Annotated in this window: 16 protein-coding genes; 11 read left to right on the top strand and 5 right to left on the bottom strand. The window is 73.1% G+C overall.

Going from position 1 to position 18,950, the window contains the following annotated elements; all coding sequences use genetic code 11:
* Positions 1-3 precede the first annotated feature (3 nt).
* Both D7I43_RS18965 and D7I43_RS18970 read right to left on the bottom strand, forming a co-directional pair.
* Complete coding sequence (locus tag D7I43_RS18965; protein ID WP_192902197.1) at positions 4-1,191, bottom strand: NADH-quinone oxidoreductase subunit D; 1,188 nt, start codon at positions 1,189-1,191, stop codon at positions 4-6.
* On the bottom strand, positions 1,188-2,390 hold the full coding sequence (locus D7I43_RS18970) for an SAM-dependent methyltransferase (RefSeq protein ID WP_240033036.1): 1,203 nt from the start codon (positions 2,388-2,390) through the stop codon (positions 1,188-1,190). The genes D7I43_RS18965 and D7I43_RS18970 overlap by 4 nt, the downstream gene beginning before the upstream one ends.
* A gap of 54 nt (positions 2,391-2,444) precedes the next feature.
* Between D7I43_RS18970 and D7I43_RS18975 the strand changes: the two genes are divergently transcribed.
* The 7 genes from D7I43_RS18975 (at position 2,445) to nadC (ending at position 9,994) form a co-directional block, all read left to right on the top strand.
* Positions 2,445-3,731, top strand: coding sequence for a phytase (locus tag D7I43_RS18975; protein ID WP_120329869.1), 1,287 nt, complete (start codon positions 2,445-2,447; stop codon positions 3,729-3,731).
* 162 nt (positions 3,732-3,893) lie between these two features.
* Positions 3,894-4,871 (top strand): Rossmann-like and DUF2520 domain-containing protein, encoded by a 978-nt coding sequence (locus tag D7I43_RS18980; RefSeq protein ID WP_120329870.1) that lies wholly within the window; start codon positions 3,894-3,896, stop codon positions 4,869-4,871.
* Positions 4,872-4,926: 55 nt separating this feature from the next.
* Positions 4,927-5,772, top strand: a complete 846-nt coding sequence (panC, locus tag D7I43_RS18985) for a pantoate--beta-alanine ligase (protein ID WP_120329871.1) — start codon at positions 4,927-4,929, stop codon at positions 5,770-5,772.
* 29 nt (positions 5,773-5,801) lie between these two features.
* On the top strand, positions 5,802-6,224 hold the full coding sequence (gene panD, locus D7I43_RS18990; RefSeq protein WP_120329872.1) for an aspartate 1-decarboxylase: 423 nt from the start codon (positions 5,802-5,804) through the stop codon (positions 6,222-6,224).
* A 176-nt stretch (positions 6,225-6,400) separates the two neighbouring features.
* Positions 6,401-7,291 carry a septum formation family protein gene (locus D7I43_RS18995; RefSeq protein ID WP_120329873.1) on the top strand — a complete coding sequence of 297 codons (891 nt, stop codon included), beginning with the start codon at positions 6,401-6,403 and terminating at the stop codon, positions 7,289-7,291.
* Positions 7,292-7,406: 115 nt separating this feature from the next.
* Positions 7,407-9,101 (top strand): L-aspartate oxidase, encoded by a 1,695-nt coding sequence (locus D7I43_RS19000; protein WP_120329874.1) that lies wholly within the window; start codon positions 7,407-7,409, stop codon positions 9,099-9,101.
* Positions 9,098-9,994 carry a carboxylating nicotinate-nucleotide diphosphorylase gene (nadC, locus tag D7I43_RS19005; protein ID WP_120329875.1) on the top strand — a complete coding sequence of 299 codons (897 nt, stop codon included), beginning with the start codon at positions 9,098-9,100 and terminating at the stop codon, positions 9,992-9,994. Before D7I43_RS19000 ends, nadC begins: the two co-directional genes overlap by 4 nt.
* Positions 9,995-10,019: 25 nt before the next feature.
* Here nadC and D7I43_RS19010 read toward each other — a convergent pair whose 3' ends face one another.
* On the bottom strand, positions 10,020-11,111 hold the full coding sequence (locus tag D7I43_RS19010) for a hypothetical protein (protein ID WP_147427263.1): 1,092 nt from the start codon (positions 11,109-11,111) through the stop codon (positions 10,020-10,022).
* Positions 11,112-11,228: 117 nt separating this feature from the next.
* Here D7I43_RS19010 and D7I43_RS19015 point away from each other — a divergent pair, with 117 nt between their 5' ends.
* On the top strand, positions 11,229-11,987 hold the full coding sequence (locus D7I43_RS19015) for a type III pantothenate kinase (protein WP_120329877.1): 759 nt from the start codon (positions 11,229-11,231) through the stop codon (positions 11,985-11,987).
* A 21-nt stretch (positions 11,988-12,008) separates the two neighbouring features.
* On the opposite strand, the gene D7I43_RS19020 is transcribed toward D7I43_RS19015, so the two are convergent.
* Entirely contained in the window at positions 12,009-12,752 is a 744-nt protein-coding gene (locus tag D7I43_RS19020) for a class I SAM-dependent methyltransferase (protein WP_120329878.1), read from the bottom strand.
* An 88-nt stretch (positions 12,753-12,840) separates the two neighbouring features.
* On the opposite strand from D7I43_RS19020, the gene lysS reads away from it, so the two are divergent.
* The 3 genes from lysS (at position 12,841) to D7I43_RS19035 (ending at position 17,807) form a co-directional block, all read left to right on the top strand.
* Positions 12,841-14,349: a lysine--tRNA ligase gene (lysS, locus tag D7I43_RS19025; protein WP_120329879.1), complete on the top strand. Its 1,509-nt coding sequence runs from the start codon at positions 12,841-12,843 to the stop codon at positions 14,347-14,349.
* 111 nt (positions 14,350-14,460) lie between these two features.
* Positions 14,461-14,805, top strand: a complete 345-nt coding sequence (locus D7I43_RS19030; protein WP_192902198.1) for a histone-like nucleoid-structuring protein Lsr2 — start codon at positions 14,461-14,463, stop codon at positions 14,803-14,805.
* A gap of 464 nt (positions 14,806-15,269) precedes the next feature.
* On the top strand, positions 15,270-17,807 hold the full coding sequence (locus D7I43_RS19035) for an ATP-dependent Clp protease ATP-binding subunit (RefSeq protein WP_120329881.1): 2,538 nt from the start codon (positions 15,270-15,272) through the stop codon (positions 17,805-17,807).
* Positions 17,808-17,961: 154 nt separating this feature from the next.
* On the opposite strand, the gene D7I43_RS19040 is transcribed toward D7I43_RS19035, so the two are convergent.
* Positions 17,962-18,882 (bottom strand): HhH-GPD family protein, encoded by a 921-nt coding sequence (locus tag D7I43_RS19040; protein ID WP_120329882.1) that lies wholly within the window; start codon positions 18,880-18,882, stop codon positions 17,962-17,964.
* Positions 18,883-18,950 lie beyond the last annotated feature (68 nt).

Below are 18,950 nucleotides of genomic sequence, written 5' to 3' on the forward strand. Positions count from 1 at the left end.
GACCTACTTGTCGATGTCGCCGACCACGAAGAACATCGAGCCGAGGATCGCGATCAGGTCCGGCACGAGGCACCCCGGCAGCAGCGTGGCCAGCGCCTGCACGTTGGCGTACGACGCCGTGCGCAGCTTGAGCCGCCACGGCGTCTTCTCGCCGCGCGAGACCAGGTAGTAGCCGTTGATGCCGAGCGGGTTCTCGGTCCACGCGTAGGTGTGCCCCTCGGGGGCCTTGACCACCTTCGGCAGCCGGGTGTTCACCGGCCCGGTCAACCGGTCGACCCGCTCCAGGCACCGCTCGGCGAGGTCGAGCGAGACGTACACCTGGTCGAGCAGCACCTCGAACCGTGCGTGGCAGTCCCCGGCCGTGCGGGTCACCACCGGCACGTCGAGTTCGTCGTAGGCCAGGTAGGGCTCGTCGCGGCGCAGGTCCAAGTCGAGCCCGGAGGCGCGGGCGACCGGGCCGGACGCCCCGAACGCGGCGGCGTCGGCCGCGGAGAGCACCCCGACGCCGACGGTGCGGGCCAGGAAGATGTCGTTGCGCCGGATCAGGTTGTCCAGGTCGGGCAACCGCCGGCGCACCTCGCCGATGGCGGCGCGCGCCCGGCCGGTCCACCCGTACGGCACCTCCTCCTTCAGCCCGCCGACCCGGTTGAACATGTAGTGGATCCGGCCGCCGGAGACCTCCTCCATGACCGCCTGGAGGGTCTCCCGCTCCCGGAACGCGTAGAACATCGGCGTGATGGCGCCGATCTCCAGCGGGTAGGAGCCGAGGAACATCAGGTGGTTGAGCACCCGGTTCAGCTCCGCGAGGGCCATCCGCAGCCAGATCGCCCGCTCCGGCACCTCGAGGCCCATGAGCCGCTCGACGGCGAGCACCACACCCAGCTCGTTCGAGAACGCCGACAGCCAGTCGTGCCGGTTGGCCAGCACGATGATCTGCCGGTAGTCGCGCACCTCGAACAGCTTCTCGGCGCCCCGGTGCATGTAGCCGATGATCGGTTCGGCCGACACCACCCGCTCGCCGTCGAGCACCAGCTTGAGCCGGAGCACGCCGTGCGTGGAGGGGTGCTGGGGGCCGATGTTGAGCACCATGTCCGTGCCGAGCTGCTCACCGCCGGTGCCCGCCACCAGGCCGGCCCCGGTGCCGACGGTCAGCTCGCGGAGATCCCGGGCGTCGGTGGTCATGCCCGTCATCGTGCCACGAGCGCATCGACCGCGACGCCGACCGGTTGCCGCAGCCACCAGTGCCCGCCGAGGCCGGCCGGGTCGGTCAGCTCGGCCACCAGGGACGCCGCGGCGAGCGCCCGGACGTACCCGGCGGGGTCGCTCGCGGCCAGGCTCAGCGGCGGTCGGCCGCCGTCGGCCCCGAGCGCCCGCATCGCCTCCCGCTGCGACCCCAGGGCGTACGCACACCCGGCGACCCGCACACCGGCGGAGGCGACCGAGTCCACGGCGACGTGGGCGGTCACGTCGCACGAGCCGTCCGGCACCGGCGGCACCTGCCGTCCACCCCGGTACCCGGTCAACGTCCCGTCCACGGGCCGCCCGTCCCGCAGGTGCCCGTAGTCCACGGCCAACGCCAGTCCCCGGTCGAGCCTGCCGACCGCGTCGGCCCACGCCTCGTCGCGGCTCCTGCCGATCTCCGCCCGTACACCCGTCACGGTGGGGGTTTGGCTCGCACCGCCGGTCCCGGCTGTGGGCTCGACTGCCAGGTGTCCGCCGGGTACGGGCCACCAGGTTTCGAGCCAGGCGGCGTCCTCGGGTCCGACCGGGTCACCGACGCTCTCCTCGCCCGTGGTCGGGTCGACCAGCAGGTAACGCCAGCCGTCGCTGGCGGATACCGCGATGTCGAGGGGCACGTTGTCCAGCCACTCGGTGGCCAGGAGAACCCCGGTGATCCCGGAGGGGATCTCGTGCACCCAGGCGATCCGCTGGGGCAGGTCCGCCGGTCTGGGGGCGAGTTCGACGGCTGTGAACCGTACGCGCTCGGCCAGCGGGACCGCGACGGCGGGCGACCGGCCGGCGGACCCGGACGCGGGTGCGGCGGGCGACGGGCGGCCGGCGGCCGTGGACGTCAGGGTTTCCGGGGAGCCCGCCCGCGGAGGGATCAAGCCTGACCGCCCGGAGCGGGTGGGCTCCCCGGAAACCCCGAGGGTCTCCATCAACGCGCGCAGAAGCTCCCCGCGCCCGGCGCCCACGTCGACCACGTCGAGGCGGGACGGACGGCCGAGGGCGGCGTCCACGTGTTCGACCACGTGGAGGAGGGCACGGGCGAACGCCGGGGACGCGTGCACCGAGGTGCGGAAGTGCCCCGCCGGGCCCGCCCCGGCGACGAAGAAGCCGCCCGGGCCGTAGAGCGCCCGGTCCATGGCGTCCCGCCAGCGCATCGGCATCAGTTCATCTCCGGTTCAGGGTCCGTCACCGTGCCGACCCTACGGTCAGCCGGTATGAGACGACTCCTCATCCCCGCCGCGGTGGTCGTACCGCTGCTGCTGGCCGGCGTCCCCGCGGGCGCCGCACCGACCCGCCCGGGCGGCGACGTGCCGCGTCCGGTCCGTGCGGCGGTCGAGACCCCCTCCCTCTTCGACGACGCGGCCGGCGGCGACGCGGACGCCGACGACCCGGCGATCTGGATCCACCCGACCGACCGGGCGGGCAGCCTGGTCATCGCCACCGCGAAGAACGGCGGCCTGCGCGTGTACGACCTCGCCGCGCGGGAGCGGCAGTCGATCGGCACGCCGGCGGCGCCGGGGCCGGACGACGAGGCGGGCCGGTTCAACAACGTGGACCTGGTCTCCGGCTTCGGGCTGGGCGGTCGCCGGGTGGACCTGGCGGTGGTCACCGACCGGGGCCGCGACCAATTGCGCTTCTACCGGATCGATCCGGCGTCCCGGCGGCTGACCGACGTCACCGCCCCGGACGTGCCGTTCGCGTTCAGCCGGGACCAGGCCGAGGTGAACGAGCAGCGGACGGCGTACGGCCTCGGCACCTACACGGCGCCCGACGGCGCGGTGTACGCCGTGGTGAGCCGGCGCAGCACCCCGGAGGTGGGCGTGTTCCGGCTCGTCGAGCGCGCCGGCCGGGTCACCTACCGGCGGGTCGACCGGCTGGTCCTGCCGTCGACGTTCACCCTGCCGGACGGCAGCCGCTGGTCGCCGTGCACGGACCCGGGTGACGGGCCGCAGGTGGAGGGGACGGTCGTCGACCCGGACACCGGCGTGGTGCACCTGGCGCAGGAGAAGGTCGGCCTGTGGCGGATCCGGCTGGTCGACGGGCGTTTCCGCGGTGCCCCGCAGCCGGTCGAGCGGGTCCGTGAGTACGGCGTCCCGGCGGCGTACGACGCCGACGAGGAGGACTGCGTGACCGACTACGCGGCCGACCCGGGCTTCGGCGGCCGGATCGCCCAGGACGTGGAGGGGCTGACCATCTACCGCACCGGCCGTTCCACCGGCACGCTGGTCGTCTCCAGCCAGGGCGACGACACCTTCTACACGTACGACCGGCGCACGGACCGGCCCACCGGTCGGTTCGCCGTCGTCGACGGGCGGGTCGACGGGTCGCAGGAGTGCGACGGCGCTGCCGTGGTCTCCACCCCGCTGCCCGGCTACCCGGGCGGCCTGCTGGTGGTGCACGACGGCCGGAACACGCCGGAGACGCCCGGCGAGGACGGCGAGGCCCGCCCCGACACGAACTTCAAGTTCCTCGACGCCGGCTTCCTGGCCTCGCACCGCTGACCCCGAGGGGCTTCCTCCGGCACGTTCCCCGACGTGTCGGAGGGGCCCCTTCCCGGACGCGGCGGGCCGGGTGAAGGTTTTCACAACCGGGGTTTCGATCCGGTTGCCCGGGCGCATACTTGCCATCGACCGGTACCCCTTCTCGAGGACTGGATCGTCACGATGAGCGCACCGCTGCGCCCGCGCCCGGCCGCCCCGCCGCGGGCCGCCACCGTCGGCTCCGCCCGCCCGGGCGCCCCGGCCACCGCAGCCCCCCGTTCCCTGACAGTCGGTGTCGTCGGCGCCGGCCGCGTCGGCACCGTGTTGGGCGCCGCCCTCACCGCCGCGGGTCACCGGGTGGTGGCCGCCGCCGGTGGGTCCGGTGCGAGCCGCGCCCGCCTGGCCCTGCTGCTGCCCGGCGTGCCGTCCCGCGCCGCGGCCGACGTGGCCCGGACGGCCACCGACCTGCTGCTGATCGCCGTACCGGACGACGCGCTCGCCGGTGTCGTGGCCGCCCTCGCCGACGGCGGCGCGCTCCACACCGGGCAGGTCGTCGCGCACACCTCCGGAGCACACGGGCTGGCCGTGCTCGACCCGGCCGCCGCGGTCGGCGCCCGCCCGCTGGCGCTGCACCCGGCCATGACGTTCACCGGTACGCCGGACGACCTCGGCCGGCTCGCCGGCATCTCGTACGGGGTGACGGCCCCCGCGGACCTGCGACCGCTGGCCGCCCGGCTCGTGGCCGACCTGGGTGGCGTGCCGGAGTGGATCGGTGAGGCGGACCGCGCCCTGTACCACGCGGCGCTGGCGCACGGCGCCAACCACCTGGTGACCCTCGTCAACGAGGCGGCCGACCGGCTCCGCGACGCGGGGGTGACCCAGCCCGAGAAGGTGCTCGCCCCGCTGCTGCGGGCCGCGCTGGAGAACGCCCTGCGGCTGGGCGACGACGCCCTGACCGGTCCGGTCTCGCGCGGCGACGCCGGCACCGTCGAGCGGCACCTCGCCCGGCTCGCCGCCACGGCTCCCGAGTCGCTCGCCCCCTACCTGGCGCTGGCCCGGCGTACCGCCGACCGGGCCATCGCGGCGGGCCGGCTGCGCCCGGCCGACGCCGCGTCGCTGCTCGGGGTGCTCGCCGACACGCAGCGGGAGGTGGCCGCGTGACGGGAATGCCGGCGGGCGCGGTGGTGCTGACGAGGGTCCGGGAGGTGGCCGCGGTATGGAGCTGGTGAGGACGCGCGAGGAGCTGACCACGGCCCGGGCCGGGCTGACCGGCACGGTCGGCGTGGTGATGACCATGGGGGCGCTGCACGCCGGGCACGAGGCGCTGCTGCGGGCGGCCCGTGAGCAGGCCGACCACGTGCTCGTGACGATCTTCGTGAACCCGTTGCAGTTCGGTCCGACGGAGGACTTCGACCGCTATCCCCGTACGCTCGACGCCGACCTGGAGGTCTGCCGGCGGGCCGGCGCCGACGTGGTCTTCGCGCCGGAGCGGGACGAGATGTACCCGGACGGCGAGCCCCGGGTGCGGGTCGACCCTGGCCGCCTGGGTGGCGAGCTGGAGGGGCAGAGCCGTCCCGGCTTCTTCCACGGTGTGCTCACGGTGGTGCTCAAGCTGTTCCAGCTCACGCGCCCCGACCTGGCGTTCTTCGGCGAGAAGGACTACCAGCAGCTGACGCTGGTCCGGCGGATGGCCCGCGACCTGGACGTCCCGGTGCGGGTGGTCGGCGTGCCGACCGTACGGGAGCCGGACGGGCTGGCGCTGTCCAGCCGGAACCGGTACCTCTCGCCGGAGGAGCGGGCCGCGGCGCTGAGCCTCTCGGCCGCGCTGCGCGCCGGTGCCGAGGCCGCCGAGCAGGGGCGGGACGCGGGCGCCGTGCTGGCCGCCGCGCACGGGGCCTTCGGCGCCGGTACGCCGGGCGCGCGGCTGGACTACCTGGTGCTGACCGATCCGGACCTCGAACCAGGGCCGGTCAGCGGGCCTGCCCGGCTGCTCGTCGCCGCCTGGGTGGGCACCACCCGCCTGATCGACAACATGCCGATCCGCCTGGCCCCCCGTTCCTGACCCCCGCTTCCGTGCGAAAGGCCATCCCGATGCTGCGAACCATTCTCAAGTCGAAGATCCACCGCGCCACGGTGACCCAGGCCGACCTGCACTACGTCGGCTCGGTCACGGTGGACGAGGATCTTCTCGACGCCGCGGACCTGCTTCCGGGCGAGCAGGTGGCGATCGTGGACGTCACCAACGGGGCCCGGCTGGAGACGTACGTGATCCCGGGCCAGCGGGGCAGCGGCGTGATCGGCATCAACGGCGCGGCCGCGCACCTGGTGCACCCCGGCGACCTGGTCATCCTCATCGCGTACGGGCAGATGGACGACGCCGAGGCGCGCGCCTACCGGCCGCGGGTGGTGCACGTCGACGCCGACAACCGGATCGTGGACCTGACGGCGGACGCCGCCACGGCGGTCCCCGGCACGGCCGGCGATCCGGTCCCCAACCCGTACGCCGCCGTCTGACCCTCCGCGATCTTGCACTTCCGGCCCCTGTTTCGTGGCTTTTGCGCCGTTTGTCGGGGCGGAAACTGCAAGATCGCGGGGTGAGGGGCGGGTGCGCGCGGTCTGTCACCCAGTGCGTATTCATGGTTACCCTTGTCACACCGCCGGGAGGCGGGCGGTGCCTGGGGGAGGCCGCGATGCGCCGTTCGATGACCGTCCTGCTCGCGGTCGCCGCCACGGCGGCCCTGTCGACCGGTTGCGGGTCGGGCGACGGCGACGGCGACCTCACCGACGACTGGCCCGCGCTGCCGGCCGCGGCGGCGTTCACCCCGGCGGCGGGAGTGTGCCAGGCGGGCGACGCCACCGACGTGGTGACGCTGGCGGCGTACCAGCCGATCGACTGCGCCGAGCCGCACCGGGTGGAGACGGTCCACGTCGGCGCGTTCCCGTCGCGGCCCGCGCCGCCGGCCAACGACTCCGCCGACCTGCGCGGCGCGTTCGCCGACTGCGACGCCCGGGCCAGCGGGTACGTGGGTGACGACTGGCGCGCCGGCCGCCTGCGGCTCTCCGTGGCGGTGCCGTCCGCAATGGGCTGGTCGTCGGGATCCCGCTGGTACCGCTGCGACCTGGCCGAGGTGAACAGCGTCGAGGCGGCGGCCGTGGTGGTCACCCGGACGGGCAGCCTGCGGGACGCGCTGAAGGGGCCGTCACCGCTGCGGCTGGGATGCCAGCAGACCCGGGGCGGTCGGGGCGGGGGTGTGCAGACGCTGGTGCCCGTGGACTGCGCGACCCGGCACGACGCCGAGTTCGTCGGGGTGTGGCGGGCGCCCGAGGGTGCCTACCCGACCCGGCAGGCCGACTGGGTGCCCCTCTACACGGGCTGCCGGTCGGTCCTCAGCCGCTACGTGGGCGTGCCGGACGACGACGAGCTGCGCTTCCGCAGCGGTGTGGTGGTCCGTCCGCCCGGTGCCGGCCGCTGGCGGGCCGGCGACCGGGGGGTGCGCTGCTACCTCTGGCTCAGCCACCGGACGGTGACGGGCTCGCTCAAGGGGGCCGGCCCGGCCGGGCTACCGGTCCGCACCAGGTGAGGGCGACGAGACGCCCAGGCGGGCCTGGCGGGCCGACCGACGGTACGAGGTAGTCGAAACCACTCGTCCCGCCCCCGCCGCCTCTCGTGAGCGCCGTTCGGGGTTGACTGTGTCCATGCAGCTTCCGACCGTCGACCTGCCGGCCCTGCCCAGCCTGCTGGCCGCACCCGCACCCGGCTGGGTGGAGACGACCGACGTGATCGTGGTGGGCTCGGGGGTGGCCGGGCTCACCGCGGCGCTGCACCTGCGCGAGGCGGGCCTGCACGTCACCGTCGTCACCAAGGTCAACATCGACGACGGGTCGACCCGGTGGGCGCAGGGCGGCATCGCGGCGGTGCTCGACCCGGCGGACACCCCGGCGGCGCACGCCTTCGACACCGAGGTCGCCGGTGTGGGGCTGTGCGACCCGGCGGCGGTCCGGGCCCTGGTCGAGGAGGGGCCGACCCGGCTGCGCGAACTCATGCGGATCGGCGCCGAGTTCGACCGGAACCCCGACGGCTCGCTGATGCTCACCCGCGAGGGCGGCCACCGGGCCGACCGCATCGTGCACGCCGGGGGTGACGCCACCGGTGCCGAGGTGCAGCGGGCGCTGCACGCCGCCGTCCGCCGCGACCCGTGGATCCGGCTGGTCGAGCACGCGCTCGTGCTGGATCTGCTGCGCGCCCCCGGCGACGGTCCGGGCGGGCTCGGGCCGGCCTGCGGGATCACCCTGCACGTGCTCGGCGAGGGCAGCGAGGACGGGGTGGGAGCCATCCTGGCCCGGGCCGTGGTGCTGGCCACCGGCGGGATGGGCCAGGTCTTCGCGGCCACCACGAACCCGGCCGTCTCCACCGGGGACGGGGTCGCCCTGGCGATGCGGGCCGGAGCGTCCGTCACCGACGTCGAGTTCGTCCAGTTCCACCCGACCGCGCTGATCGTGCCCGAGCAGGCCCGGGTGCCCGGCGCCGGGCACGCCCAGCAGCCGCTCGTCTCCGAGGCGCTGCGCGGCGAGGGCGCCCACCTGGTGGACGGCGACGGCAAGCGGTTCATGGTCGGCCAGCACGAACTCGCCGAACTGGCCCCGCGCGACGTGGTGGCCAAGGGCATCCACCGCGTACTGCTCGCCACCGGCGCCGACCACGTCTTCCTCGACGCCCGGCACCTGGGCGGGGACTTCCTGGCCCGGCGCTTCCCGACCATCGTGGCGTCCTGCCTGGCCATCGGCGTGGACCCGGCGACCGACCTGATCCCGGTCGCCCCGGCGGCGCACTACGCCTCGGGCGGCGTCCGCACCGACCTGCGGGGCCGCACCTCGATCCCCGGCCTGTACGCGTGCGGCGAGGTCGCCTGCACGGGCGTGCACGGCGCGAACCGGCTGGCCAGCAACTCGCTGCTGGAGGGGTTGGTGTTCTCGCGCCGGATCGCCGAGGACATCGCCGCTGGTCTGCCCGAGCAGGCCCGCCCGGCGGAGACCGGCGCGTGGGTCGGCGGCGGGGGTTGGGTGGTGCCCGCGGAGGGGACGCCCACGCTGCAGCGGGCCATGACCCGGGGCGCCGGGGTGCTCCGCTCGGCGGAGACGCTCGCCGGGACGGCCGGCGTCCTCACCGACCTCGGCGCCGGCCGGGGCCGGCCGCGGACGGCCGACTGGGAGGCCACGAACCTGATCACCGTGGCGTCGGCGCTGGTCGCCGCCGCGTACGCCCGGCAGGAGACCCGTGGGTGCCACTGGCGGGAGGACTACCCGGCGGCCGACGACCGGTGGCTGGGCCACCTCGTCGAGGCGGTCGGGGCGCAGGGCCGCGTGACGCAGCAGTGGGAGGAGACACGATGAGGGAGTCGACGGAGCAGGCGCTGCGGGCCGGTGGCCTGGATCCGGGTGAGGTGCGCCGGGTGATCGTCTCGGCGCTCACCGAGGACCTGGGCCCGGACTTCCTCGACGTCACGAGCGTCGCCACGATCCCCGAGGGGCAGACCGACACCGGGGACCTGGTGGCCCGCGCCGACGGCGTGGTGGCCGGGCTGCCCGTGGCCGCCGCGGTCTTCGAGCTGGTCGGCGAGGTGACGGGCGTCGGCCGTACGGTCGAGGTGTCGCCGGTGGCCCACGACGGCCAGCGGGTGGCCCGCGGTGACGTGCTGGCGACGGTGACCGGGCCGACGCGGCTGCTGCTCACCGCCGAGCGGACGGCGCTCAACCTGCTCAGCCGGATGTCCGGGGTGGCGACGCACACCCGGGCCTGGGCCGACGCCCTGACCGGCACGAAGGCGAGGGTGCTGGACACCCGGAAGACCACCCCCGGCCTGCGGGCCCTGGAGAAGTACGCGGTGCGGGCCGGCGGCGGCACCAACAAGCGGCTCGGCCTCTACGACGTCGCCATGATCAAGGACAACCACAAGCTGGCGGCCGGCGGCATCGCGGCGGCCTACCGGCGGGTCCGGGAGGCGTTCCCCGACGTGGCGGTGCAGGTGGAGGTCGACACCCTGGCCGAGGCGGTGGAGGCCGTCGAGGCGGGGGCCGACTTCCTGCTGCTGGACAACATGACGCCCGACCAGCTCCGCGAGGTGGTCGCGGCGGTGGGTGACCGGGCCGAGCTGGAGGCCACCGGCGGGCTGACCCTGGGCGTGGCGGCCGAGTACGGCGCCACCGGCGTCGACTTCCTGTCGGTGGGGGCGCTGACCCACTCCTCGCCGATCCTCGACATCGCGCTGGACCTGCGTACGGCGTGACGGGTGGCCGGCGACGCGCCGGTCCTCAGACCGTGGTGAGCGACGTGCTCGTCAGGTTGAAGATCACCCGGTTCTCGGTGTCCTGCCGGCCGTCGAACCCGTACTTGGCGCGGAACAGTTCGAGCACCCGGTGGTAGACCGGGGGAGCCAGCTCGTCCGCCTCGCCGATGGCGAAGACCTCGCCGGCGGCCTCCGGCCGGTCCAGGACGACGCTCAGGCCGCCCAGCCCGTGCCGGGCCACGTTGCGGACCAGGTCGGCCCCCGCGATGTACCACTCGCCGTCGGAGCGTACGTAGAGCGCCTCGCAGGTCTCCAGGTCCCGGCCGCCCTGGCGCAGGCAGAGCCGCAGGGTGAGGCACGCCGCCAGGTCCCGCACCGGCGCGGTCTCCCACAGCTCGTCGAAGCGGTCGTCGACGAACTCGCCGAGCGGGGTCGAGACGTACGCCTCGATCTGCTGGGTGTCGAAGGTGCTGCCCCGGACGGGGAAGAACGAGATGAACGCCTTGCCGTCCCAGCGGTACATCTGCACCGAGGGGGCGGCCGTGTAGATGCGCACCTGGAGCCGGGCCCGGGCGGACTCCGGCAGTTCCTCGTGCAGCCGGGCCAGGTGCCAGAGATTGCCGAGGATCGCCACCGTGGCGTCCCGGCGGCGCAGCTCCTCACCGCGCAGGCGGACGGCGGGGGAGTCCGGGTCCAGCAGCAGCACCCGTACGGTCGCGCCGTTGGTCAACGCGGACCGCAGCGCGGCGACGAACCGGCGCGCGTACGGGCCTTCCAGCATGCTGGTCCACGTCTCCAGGATCGCGACCAGCTCGCGGGCGCCGGCCACCCGTTCGATGAGTGCGTCCCGGTCGAGCCGGGGGTGCTCGATGATGCTCGCCGTCTGGAGTTCGCGGAACAGCGGGTTGAGCACGACGTACGTCAGCAGGGTCATGATCAGCGCGGCGCCGACGTTGAGGTACAGCTCCCCGGCGAAGCTGTCCGCCGCCCGTCGGGACTCCTGCCACGAGCGGATGGTCATCCAGACGGCCCCACCCGCCAGGACGGCCAGCACGAGCACGTGTCGCCGACGCCGGCGCAGGGTGTTGCGTCCCCGCGCCCACCACATCCCCGACATGTCCGCTCCCCGTCCGGCGCGTCGTGGATCGACCCATGCTCATGCCGCGATGTGACAAGGATACGGGTGTACGGCCGGTCCGCGTCCGCCCCGGCGCTCGTTGTCTAGGCTGCGTGCGTGCTGCTCTGCATCGACATCGGAAACACCAACACCGTGCTGGCGACCTTCGACGGCGACAAGCTGGTGCATTCCTGGCGGATCAAGACCGACGCGCGGTCCACCGCGGACGAGCTGGGCCTGAAGTTCCGCGGCCTGCTCGCCGGGGACGCCGTCGAGATCACCGGAGTGGCGGCCTGTTCCACCGTGCCGGCGGCGCTGCGCTCACTGCGCACCATGCTCGCCCGCTACTACGGCGAGCTGCCCAGCGTGATCGTCGAACCGGGGGTCCGGACGGGCGTGCAGCTGGCCATCGACAACCCCAAGGAGGTGGGCGCGGACCGGGTGGTCAACACGCTGGCCGCGTACACGCTCTACGGCGGCCCGTCGATCGTGGTCGACTTCGGCACCACCACCAACTTCGACGTGATCAGCGGCCGGGGCGAGTTCCTCGGCGGCGCCTTCGCGCCGGGCATCGAGATCTCCTTCGACGCGCTGGCCGCCCGCGCGGCCCAGCTGCGCAAGGTCGAGGCCGCGCGGCCGCGCTCGGTGATCGGCAAGAACACCGTGGAGTGCCTCCAGTCCGGCCTGTACTTCGGCTTCGCGGGCCAGGTGGACCGGATCGTCGAGCGGATGTCCGAGGAACTCGGCGAGGTGAAGGCGGTCATCGCGACCGGCGGCCTCGCCTCGCTCGTGATAAACGAGTGCCGGACGATCACCCACCACGAGCCGATGATCACCCTGATCGGCCTGCGGATGGTGTACGAGCGCAACGTGTGAGCCGGGGCCGCTCCCGGCGGCTCAGCGGCGCCGGGCGCGGAGGACCACCGTCCGGTACGGCAGGTCGACGGTCTCCCGGCCGGCGAGGTCGGGATGGGTGGCCAGCAGCTCCCGCAGGCCCCGCTCGACCCGTCGCTGGTCCTCCGGCGAGGCGGTGAGCCAGTACGACCGGGTCCGGATCAGCCCGACGACCTCGTCGGGCGTGAGCGTGGTGGCGTGGTGGAACTCGCCCACCTCGACGGCCGTGAACGCCGGGCCGAAGTCCGCGTACCTCTCGACCACGTTTCCGGAGTTGTCGCCCAGGTGGGCGATCCGGCCCAGCTCGGCCACCCACGCGACCCGTTCGTCACGGGTGTTCCAGACCGGGGCGAACACCCCACCGGGGCGGAGCAGCCGGGCCACCTCGGCGTGGGCGCGGTCCCGGTCGAACCAGTGGTACGCCTGACCGGCGAGCACGGCGTCCGCCGCCCCGTCCGGCAGCGGCACGGCCTCGGCGCTGCCGGCGAGCGCCGTCGTACCCGGTGTGGCCGCCGCGAGCCGCGCCCGCATGCCCGGATCGGGCTCGACCGGCACCACCTCGTGCCCCAGCGCGAGCAGGCCGCGGGTCAGGATCCCCGTGCCGGCGCCCAGGTCGACGATCCGGGCGGGAGGCGCGCCGACGCCGTCGAGGGCCCAGCGGAGGGCGGCCTCGGGATACCGAGGGCGAAACCGGTCGTATTCGGCCGCGGCGGCGCCGAACGACAGCGCCTGGATGTGATCAGCCATGGCGCGGAGGTTATCCCGTAACGGTCACCTGGGGCCTTGAGTACGCTCGGGCGTGACCCCCCGTATCTCTGCGACGAGGAAGCATGCCGTGACCGAGCAGAACGCCCTGCCAGTGGACCCCGCCGACGACCTTCCGGAGCAGATGAAGGTCCGCCGGGAGAAGCGGGACCGGATGCTCGCGGACGGCGTCGAGCCCTACCCGGTGGGCTACCCCCGGACGGCCACGCTCGCCGAGGTACGGGCGCGCTACGGCGACCTGCCCACCGACACGGCCACCGGCGACCGGGTGTCGGTCACCGGGCGGGTGATCTTCGTACGCAACACCGGCAAGCTCTGCTTCGCGACCCTGCGCGACGGCGACGGCATCGAGTTGCAGGCCATGCTCTCGCTGGACCGGGTCGGCGCGGAGCGCCTGGAGGACTGGAAGCGCCTCGTCGACCTCGGCGACCACGTCGGCGTCACGGGCGAGGTGATCACCAGCCGGCGGGGCGAGCTGTCGGTGCTGGTCGAGGAGTGGGCGATCACCGCGAAGGCGCTGCGTCCGCTGCCGGTGGCGCACAAGCCCCTGTCCGAGGAGGCGCGCGTCCGGCAGCGCTACGTGGACCTGATCGTCCGCCCGCAGGCGCGGCAGATGGTCCGGACGCGGGCGGCGACCGTGCGCAGTCTGCGTGATTCGTTGCACGATCGGGGCTTCATCGAGGTCGAGACCCCGATGCTCCAGTTGCTGCACGGCGGTGCGGCGGCGCGCCCATTCGTGACCCACAGCAATGCGCTGAACACCGATCTGTATCTCCGAATCGCGCCGGAACTGTTTCTGAAGCGTGCCGTGGTCGGCGGTGTCGATCGCGTCTTCGAGATCAACCGCAACTTCCGGAATGAGGGCGTCGACTCTTCGCACTCGCCGGAGTTCGCGATGCTGGAGGCGTACCAGGCGTACGGCGACTACGACACGATGGCCGAGCTGACCCGTAGTCTCGTACAACAGGCGGCCGTCGCGGTGAGCGGCTCGACCGTGGTGACCCACGCCGACGGGCGGGAGTTCGACCTCGGCGGCGAGTGGCGGTCGGTCACGTTGTTCGGGGTGCTTTCCGAGGCCCTGGGTGAGGAGGTGACGGTCGCCACGGAACGGGTCCGGCTCGTGGAGTACGCCGACAAGGTCGGGCTGGACGTGGACCCGAAGTGGGGTCCGGGCAAGCTCGCCGAGGAACTGTTCGAGGAACTGGTGGTCCCCGGCCTGCAGGCGCCGACCTTCGTCCGGGACTACCCGATCGAGACCAGCCCGCTCACCAGGGGCCACCGCAGCGAGCCGGGGCTGGCCGAGAAGTGGGACCTCTACGTCCTCGGCTTCGAGCTGGCCACCGCGTACTCCGAGCTGGTCGACCCGGTGGTGCAGCGGGAGCGGCTGGTGGCCCAGGCGCAGCTGGCGGCGCGCGGCGACGACGAGGCGATGCGGCTCGACGAGGACTTTCTCCGCGCCATGGAGTACGGAATGCCTCCCGCCGGCGGTATGGGAATGGGAATCGACCGGCTGTTGATGGCGCTGACGGGACTGGGAATTCGGGAAACGATCCTGTTCCCGTTGGTCCGGCCGGAGTAGTCGCCGAGCGCCGTCCGGTCGTTATACCCCATCCTATTGACGCGCCGCGCGTCGCACGGGTTATTGTGCTTGCCAGTTGCAGGAGCACCCTGCTCGAAAGGAATGTGGGACGTGGCCAAGCAGATCATTCACAAGCTGGTCGATGACCTGGACGGCGGGGACGCGGACGAGACGGTCAAGTTCGCGCTGGACGGCGTTCAGTACGAGATCGACCTGTCGAGTGCGAACGCCGAGAAATTGCGTGAGGTATTCGCGCCCTACGTGGCGGCGGGCACCAAGGTCGGCCGGGGCGGCGTGGTCGTCGGTGGCCGGGCGGCACGCGGCCGGGGTGGCGCGACCGCCGACCGGGAACAGAACCGGGCGATCCGGGAGTGGGCCAAGAAGGCGGGGAAGGACATCTCCGACCGGGGCCGCATCCCCCAGGAGATCGTCGACGAGTACCACGCCCGGCGCTGACCGGCACGATCGTCACGGCGCCCCGACGCCGGCCCGACCTCCGGGCCGGCGTCGCCGCGTTTCCGGGGCGGAATCCGTCGCCGGGGCCGGGAAGATGCGACGCCTCCCCGACGTTGTCCACAGGCGGTGGAGATTCCATCCACAGCCTGTGGATGACTCCCGGCGGCCCACCGACGGGTCGCGGCGACGCGGATCCGGCCCGCGCCTGTGGCGGAGCACCCCGTCGAACGGGCGGGGAGAATTTCGCTCTGCGCGTAGCGCCGGGGCTACCGGAACACCTCCTGAGCGCGCACGGTTGTGCAAAACGACGCGTACGCGGCTCCTGCCGGAGACACACGACCTCAGCTGAGTCGGTCCGCGGCGATAGAGTAATGAGGCACGGACGCCCGTCCCGGACGTCCGCGCACCGGCCCCGCCAAGATCTTTGACCATCAAGGCGCACGGCACGTGAGGAGCACGAGGGCATGTTCGAGCGGTTCACCGACCGAGCGCGACGGGTTGTCGTCCTGGCCCAGGAAGAGGCCCGGATGCTCAACCACAACTACATCGGTACGGAACACATCCTGCTGGGCCTGATCCACGAGGGCGAGGGCGTCGCGGCCAAGGCTCTGGAGAGCCTCGGTATCTCGCTGGAGGGCGTCCGGCAGCAGGTCGAGGAGATCATCGGCCAGGGCCAGCAGGCGCCGAGCGGGCACATCCCGTTCACGCCGCGGGCCAAGAAGGTGCTGGAGCTGTCGCTGCGCGAGGCGCTGCAGCTCGGCCACAACTACATCGGCACGGAGCACATCCTGCTCGGTCTGATCCGCGAGGGTGAGGGCGTCGCCGCCCAGGTGCTGGTCAAGCTCGGTGCGGACCTCAACCGGGTCCGCCAGCAGGTGATCCAGCTGCTCTCGGGCTACCAGGGCAAGGAGCCGGCCGCGGCGGGCGCCGCGTCGGGCGAGGCCGCGCCGTCGACCAGCCTCGTGCTGGACCAGTTCGGCCGTAACCTGACCCAGGCCGCCCGCGAGGGCAAGCTCGACCCCGTCATCGGGCGCGAGAAGGAAATCGAGCGGGTCATGCAGGTGCTCTCCCGCCGTACCAAGAACAACCCGGTCCTGATCGGTGAGCCCGGCGTCGGCAAGACGGCCGTGGTGGAGGGGCTGTCCCAGAAGATCATCAAGGGCGAGGTGCCCGAGACGCTGAAGGACAAGCAGCTCTACACGCTCGACCTCGGTGCGCTGGTGGCCGGTTCCCGCTACCGCGGTGACTTCGAGGAGCGCCTCAAGAAGGTGCTCAAGGAGATCCGCACGCGGGGCGACATCATCCTGTTCATCGACGAGATCCACACCCTGGTGGGCGCGGGTGCCGCCGAGGGCGCGATCGACGCGGCGAGCATCCTGAAGCCGATGCTGGCCCGTGGCGAGCTGCAGACCATCGGCGCGACCACCCTCGACGAGTACCGCAAGCACCTGGAGAAGGACGCCGCTCTCGAGCGCCGCTTCCAGCCGATCCAGGTGGGTGAGCCCTCGCTGGCCCACACCATCGAGATCCTCAAGGGCCTGCGGGACCGCTACGAGGCGCACCACCGGGTGAGCATCACCGACGCCGCCCTGGTGGCCGCCGCCACCCTGGCCGACCGGTACATCTCCGACCGCTTCCTGCCGGACAAGGCGATCGACCTGATCGACGAGGCCGGTGCCCGGATGCGGATCCGCCGGATGACCGCGCCGCCAGACCTGCGCGACTTCGACGAGCGGATCGCCCAGGTCCGCCGCGACAAGGAGTCCGCGATCGACGCGCAGGACTTCGAGCGCGCCGCTCAGCTTCGGGACAAGGAGAAGCAGCTCCTCGGCCAGAAGGCGCAGCGGGAGAAGGAGTGGAAGGCCGGTGACCTGGACGTCGTCAGCGAGGTCGACGACGAGCAGATCGCCGAGGTGCTCGGCAACTGGACGGGCATCCCGGTCTACAAGCTGACCGAGGAGGAGACCTCGCGCCTGCTGCGCATGGAGGACGAGCTGCACAAGCGCGTCATCGGCCAGGAGGACGCGGTCAAGGCGGTGTCCAAGGCGATCCGGCGTACCCGGGCCGGCCTCAAGGACCCGAAGCGTCCGTCGGGCTCGTTCATCTTCGCCGGTCCGTCCGGTGTCGGTAAGACCGAGCTCTCCAAGGCGCTGGCCGAGTTCCTGTTCGGCAGCGAGGACGCCCTCATCCAGCTGGACATGTCCGAGTTCCACGACCGGTACACGGTCTCCCGGCTGGTGGGTGCCCCTCCCGGCTACGTCGGCTACGACGAGGGCGGGCAGCTGACCGAGAAGGTGCGGCGTCGGCCGTTCTCGGTGGTCCTCTTCGACGAGATCGAGAAGGCCCACCCGGACGTGTTCAACACGCTGCTCCAGATCCTGGAGGACGGTCGGCTCACCGACGGTCAGGGCCGGATCGTGGACTTCAAGAACACGGTCATCATCCTGACCACCAACCTCGGCACGCGTGACGTAGCCAAGGCGGTGTCGCTGGGCTTCCAGGCGTCGGAGGACTCCGAGTCCAACTACGACCGGATGAAGCAGAAGGTCAACGACGAGCTGAAGCAGCACTTCCGGCCCGAGTTCCTGAACCGGATCGACGACACGATCGTCTTCCACCAGCTGCGTCAGCAGGAGATCCTGTCGATCGTCGACATCATGGTCGCCCGCATCGAGACCCAGCTGCGGAACAAGGACATGGGCCTGGAGCTGACCGAGAACGCCAAGAAGTACCTGGCGACCAAGGGCTTCGACCCGGTTCTCGGCGCGCGTCCGCTGCGTCGCACGATCCAGCGCGACATCGAGGACAACCTGTCCGAGCGGATCCTCTTCAACGAGCTGACCCCGGGTCAGATCGTGGTGGTGGACTGCGAGGGCGACCCGAACAACATCGACAAGTCCAAGCTCGTCTTCCGGGGCGCGGACAAGCCGGTCACCGTGCCGGACGCCGTCCCCGCCGACCTCGGCGGCACGGCCGCCGCGGGCGCGGACGACGCGGCGTAACGTCGAAGAACTGCGACAGGGGGCGGGGCCCCGGTGGTGCGAGCCGCCGGGGCCCCGCCCCTTTGTGGGTGCGCCGAGGCGCACCCGGTGGTGGGCTGCGGGCGGCCGCGAGAACCGCATCCCCTCAGTCCGCGGACGGGGGCGGGGGCGCGGGTCAGCCGGGGAGGGCCGGGAGGGGGACGGCGGGTCGGGACGGGCCGTCGCCGACGAGGCGGTACGAGTCGGCGTCCACCGGCTCCACGAGGCCGTCCTGAACGAGGCCGGCCAGTGCACGGGTTCGCTGGGTGCCGTCGGCCCACACCTGGTCGAGCCGCTGCCGGGGCACCGGCCCGGTCGCCTCGCGCAGCACACCGAGCAGCAGTCCGCGTACCTGCCGGTCGGTGCCCGCGTACCGCTGGGGGCGGCGGGTCGGCCCGGCCGGGGCCTCCTGGCCGGACGCCCGCCAGGCGCAGATCGCCTCCACGGGGCATCGGTGGCAGAGCGGCGACCGGGCGGTGCAGACGACCGCGCCGAGTTCCATGAAGGCAGCGCTGGCGAGGGCGGCCGCGGCCGGATCCTCCGGCAGCAGCGCCTCGGTCGCGACCAGGTCCGCCGGGCGGGTCGCCGGTCCCGCGTCCGGCTGGCCCGCCACGGCGCGGCAGACCACCCGGCGCACGTTGGTGTCGACCACGGGGTGGCGCTGCCCGTACGCGAACGCGGCGACCGCCCGGGCCGTGTACGTGCCGACGCCGGGCAGCGCCAGCAGCTGCTCCAGCCGGTCCGGCACCTCGCCGCCGTGCCGCTCGACGATGGCGACCGCGCATTCCCACAGCCGTACGGCCCGGCGGGGGTAGCCGAGCCGCCCCCACATCCGGATCGCCTCGGCCGGGCTCGCCTCGGCCAGCGCCGCCGGGACAGGCCACCGGGCCAGCCACGCCTCGTACGCGGGGAGCACCCGCGCCACCGGTGTCTGCTGGAGCATCACCTCGCTGACGAGGACGGCCCACGGGCTCACGCCCGGCGCGCGCCACGGCAGGTCCCGGGCGTTCTCGGTGTACCAGCGGCTGACCAGGGCGGCGAACGTGGGATCAGTCATGGTGCCGCCGATGATGTCACGCGCCGCGATCCCGCAGCGTGGGCGGCCTGGCGGGGCGACGCGGCCGC

Source organism: Micromonospora globbae (genome assembly GCF_003610785.1).
GTDB lineage: Bacteria > Actinomycetota > Actinomycetes > Mycobacteriales > Micromonosporaceae > Micromonospora > Micromonospora globbae.